6 protein-coding genes are annotated in these 3,763 nt (G+C 68.6%); 5 read left to right on the forward strand and 1 reads right to left on the reverse strand.

Annotation, left to right across the window (positions count from 1 at the left end; all coding sequences use genetic code 11):
* Nucleotides 1-142: 142 nt before the first annotated feature.
* From GBZ26_RS28110 to GBZ26_RS28120, 3 genes are all read left to right on the forward strand, one after another.
* On the forward strand, nucleotides 143-991 hold the full coding sequence (locus tag GBZ26_RS28110; RefSeq protein ID WP_174441622.1) for a branched-chain amino acid aminotransferase: 849 nt from the start codon (nucleotides 143-145) through the stop codon (nucleotides 989-991).
* Between the two features lie 142 nt (nucleotides 992-1,133).
* Nucleotides 1,134-1,712, forward strand: a complete 579-nt coding sequence (locus GBZ26_RS28115) for a hypothetical protein (RefSeq protein ID WP_174441623.1) — start codon at nucleotides 1,134-1,136, stop codon at nucleotides 1,710-1,712.
* 55 nt (nucleotides 1,713-1,767) lie between these two features.
* On the forward strand, nucleotides 1,768-2,010 hold the full coding sequence (locus tag GBZ26_RS28120; RefSeq protein ID WP_174441624.1) for a hypothetical protein: 243 nt from the start codon (nucleotides 1,768-1,770) through the stop codon (nucleotides 2,008-2,010).
* A gap of 131 nt (nucleotides 2,011-2,141) precedes the next feature.
* Here the strand turns inward: GBZ26_RS28120 and GBZ26_RS28125 are convergent, their stop codons facing one another.
* Complete coding sequence (locus tag GBZ26_RS28125) at nucleotides 2,142-2,774, reverse strand: S24 family peptidase (protein WP_174441625.1); 633 nt, start codon at nucleotides 2,772-2,774, stop codon at nucleotides 2,142-2,144.
* A gap of 196 nt (nucleotides 2,775-2,970) precedes the next feature.
* Between GBZ26_RS28125 and GBZ26_RS28130 the strand changes: the two genes are divergently transcribed.
* Nucleotides 2,971-3,336 (forward strand): hypothetical protein, encoded by a 366-nt coding sequence (locus GBZ26_RS28130; RefSeq protein ID WP_174441626.1) that lies wholly within the window; start codon nucleotides 2,971-2,973, stop codon nucleotides 3,334-3,336.
* 8 nt (nucleotides 3,337-3,344) lie between these two features.
* A complete protein-coding gene (locus GBZ26_RS28135) occupies nucleotides 3,345-3,761 on the forward strand; it encodes a hypothetical protein (protein ID WP_174441627.1) in 417 nt (138 codons plus the stop codon).
* Nucleotides 3,762-3,763 lie beyond the last annotated feature (2 nt).

Consider the following 3,763-nt stretch of genomic DNA (forward strand, 5'->3'; position numbering starts at 1 on the left):
TCCCGAAGTGATGAGGGTGTCCTGCATCAACCGTCCGGCTGGCCCGTCTGCGCAGGTTGACCGGCGGCGATGAGGAGGTATGCTTTTCGAGGGAGCGAACCATCCGGATAGAACCAACCCCAAGCCAAAAAGGGAGAGGATCATGGGCAGCACGGCCGGTCAGGCGTTGAGCTACATCCAGGGCGAATGGATCGCGGGCAACCCCGCCATCGTCGGCCCGATGACTCACGCGCTCTGGCTGTCTTCGGTCGTTTTCGACGGCGCCCGCGCCTTCCAGGGCGTGGCCCCCGACCTCGACCGCCACTGCGCCCGCGTCGTGCGTTCCGCCCAGGTGATGGGCCTCGCCCCCATGCTGACCGCCGGGGAGATCGAGGAACTGTGCTGGGACGGCATCCGCCGCTTCCCCAAGGAGGCCGAGCTTTACATCCGGCCGATGTTCTACGCGGAGGAGGGCTTCGTCGCGCCCGACGCCGAAAGCACGCGCTTCGTCCTGTCGGTCTACGAGGCGCCGCTGCCCAGCGCCGCGGGCTTCACCGCTTGCCTGTCCAGCCGCCGCCGCCCGGTGCCGGACATGGCGCCGACCGAGGCCAAGGCCGCCTGCCTCTACCCCAACGCCGGGCTGGCCCTGAAGGAGGCGCGGGAGCGCGGATTCGACAACGCCGTCATGCTCGACCCCATCGGCAGCGTGGCGGAATTCGCCACGGCCAACCTGTTCATCGCCAAGGACGGGGTGGTGCGCACGCCGGTGCACAACGGCACCTTTCTCAACGGCATCACCCGCCAGCGCGTGATCGCCCTGCTGCGCGACGACGGCGTGGCGGTGGAGGAGGCCACCCTGAGCCCCCGCGACGTGCTGGAGGCGGACGAGGTCTTCTCCACCGGCAATTACGCCAAGGTGGTGCCGGTCACCCGCGTCGAGGAGCGCGCTCTGCAACCCGGCCCATTGGCCGCGCGGGCGCGGGCGCTCTATTGGGAATACGCTTTCCGCTGATCCGCTTCGAACGACCCCGAATGCTGGTTTCCGGGCTGTATGCGGCCCGAAAGCTGGCTTGATAGGCGGCCGCGTTCCGCGGCATGATTCCTCTGAAACGGGGAGCCGGTCCGTCGAGGGACTCTGTCGAGGGGGAAAGGGCATGCAATTCCGCGAACGGCGCCGCGTGATCCAGGTGATCCGCACCGTCTACGATCCGGACCTGAAGCGCGGGCGGTCGGAACTGGTCGGAAAGATCGACAAGGCCACGCCTGTGGTTGCCGACAAGCTCCAGAAAAGCTGCACGCCCGAGGAGTTGTCGGAGATCCTCACCTATCTCGACGATCGTCACAACCGCCTGCGCAACGAGGCGGTGCGCGCCGGGGCGGAATCCCTGCCGGCCCAGATGCGGGAGGCGGCGGAGTATTTCCGCACTCACCGCGACGACGATGCGCGGGCCTTCGCCATGGAAATCCGCTTGGCGTGGGAGGAGTTGAAGACCGCCTTGCGCGAGTCCGGCTTTTCAAAAAGCAAGGTGTTGAAGAAGGCTACCGAGAAGGCCGGGACGCCGAAGGTTGCTGTAGAAGTCGCTTTGGAAAAGGTGGAGGAGCCGGCGGCGGTTCCGCCTGCCGAGGCGCCGGTCCGCAAGCCGCGCGCAAGGAAGGAGAAGACCGTCCGTGTCGTTGCCCGGAACACAGAGGTGTCCAAGGCGGACGAGGCCGGCGCTCCCCCGGCCGCCTGAGGGCGGCACGGGCTCAAGCCCTCGCAAGAAACAATACGCTGGCAGCATTGCGGTGATGGGCCAGGGCGGCGCAGAGGCGGGACAGCCAGGCATCGCCAATGCTGCGGTCGGCGGGCAAGGTGCGGCGGCGCTGCGCCGCGCCTTGCCGGGCCTCGGCGGCCAAGCGGCCGTGCAGGCGAAGCACCGCGGCGCAAGCCAGAGCGGCGTGACGGTCCACCCCGTCGAGAAGCGCCGTCCGAAGCACGCCGCGGGGCGGCGCGTCGTCGTGACGGCGTTCGAGATCATCCAAACGGTTTGAAACGAGGGACAAGGGGGCGGGGAGTGGACGCGGCGGCGCCCCGGTGGATCCGGTCATCCCCGGATGTTAAGCCTTCAGATGGCCGATGTAAAGGACAATCATCCTAGGACAGGGTGCCGCAGGGCTGACGTTTACTGGCTTGCCCAAACGATGCGGGCCATCCAGGCGACCTCGGTGCGCGGGATGCTGCGGTCCGGGTGGGCGCGGTTGATGGAGATCAGCTCGATCTTCGTGGCGGTTTCGCGGAGGAGCTGCTTGGCCATCACCTCGCCGCCCTTGGTGCGGACGACAACGCGGTCGTTGCGCCGGATCTGCGCGGCGGGCGAGACGATGATGGTGTCGCCGTCGCGGTAGACGGGGTCCATGCTGTCCCCGGCGATCTCCAGAGCGTAGGCGTGCGGGTCGCCGATGCTGGGGAACAGAAGCTCGTCCCAGCCCACACCCGAAGGAAAGCCGGCGTCGTCGAAGAAGCCCGCGTTGCCCGCCTGGGCGTAGCCGATGACCGGCACCCGTTGGAGCGAGCCGGCGCCCGCGGCGTCGCCGACGAGGCTGACGAACTCCGACAGCGACGCTCCGGTCGCTTCCAACACCTTGGACACGCTTTCCGTCGAAGGCCAGCGGAGCTTTCCGTCGCCGGTGGTCCGCTTGCTCTTGTTGAAGGTCGTCGGGTCCAACCCCGCGCGCCGCGCGAGCCCGGAGGCCGACAGCCCGTGCTGGGCCGCGAGGCGGTCGATCGCCCGCCAAATGTCCGCATGTTTGAGCATGGGAGGATAATCACATAAACGAGCCAGCCCGTCCCTAGGAACCTATTCATATTTTCCTTGACGAAGGACTTTAATCAGTACATAACGTGAACATGTGTTCGCCAGCCGCGCGTACCGCGGCCCATCCGGCGCTCCGCCCGAGAGCGAAGTTGCGCCCGCGAACCCAAAAGCTGCAATTCCCAGGGAGACCTCACGCATGGTCCAGCACCGCAACACGTTCATGGTCCTGTCCGACGCCGTCGGGGAACCGTTCGGCAGCGCGGAGGAGGCGTGGTTCTGGTCGGTCCAGGCGCAGGACGCCAAGGCCGCCGGCGCGCGCATCGCCGCCGGTCGCGGGCTGGTCCAGCGTCCTTGCGAGCCCGGCGACGTGTTGTGCGCGGTGGACCGACTGTACCGCCGCCGCCTGCTGATCCGCGACCATCTGCATGTGCTGGTTCACTACGGGCGCCGCCTGATGGCGCCGGACCCGGCGCGGTACCGCGAGCAGCGCGCCCACACCCTGTGGCGGGAGGCGTTCGACCGGCTCCGCCCGGTGCTGCGCGAGAAGGGCATCGTCCAGTGAGCGCGCCGATGCCTCAGCCCTGCCGGGTGGGGGCCTGCCGGCCCGGAGCGGACGCGCCGCGCGTCTGGGTGGTCTTCCGGGGCGAGGCGGAACTGTGGTGGCTGCGCCTGCTGAAGCCGGGATTCCGCCATTGCTTCGCGCTGCTGCACGACGGGCGCCACTGGGTGATCGTCGATCCGCTCTCGCCCTTCACCGATGTGTCGGTCCTCGACCTGCCCGCGGCTTTCGATCTGCCGGGCTGGTACCACGGGATGGGCATGGCGGTGGCCCCGGCGCCGGTGCGGCGCGGCCTGACCCGCCCGGCCCCCTGGGCACCCTTCACCTGCGTCGAGGCGATCAAGCGCCGGCTGGGTCTCCACGCGCCCGGAGTCCTGACGCCCTGGCAGCTCTACCGGCGGCTGACGCGACCCGCCGCCGCGGCCTGAAT

The sequence above is a fragment of the Azospirillum formosense genome, from assembly GCF_013340925.1.
Classification (GTDB): domain Bacteria; phylum Pseudomonadota; class Alphaproteobacteria; order Azospirillales; family Azospirillaceae; genus Azospirillum; species Azospirillum formosense.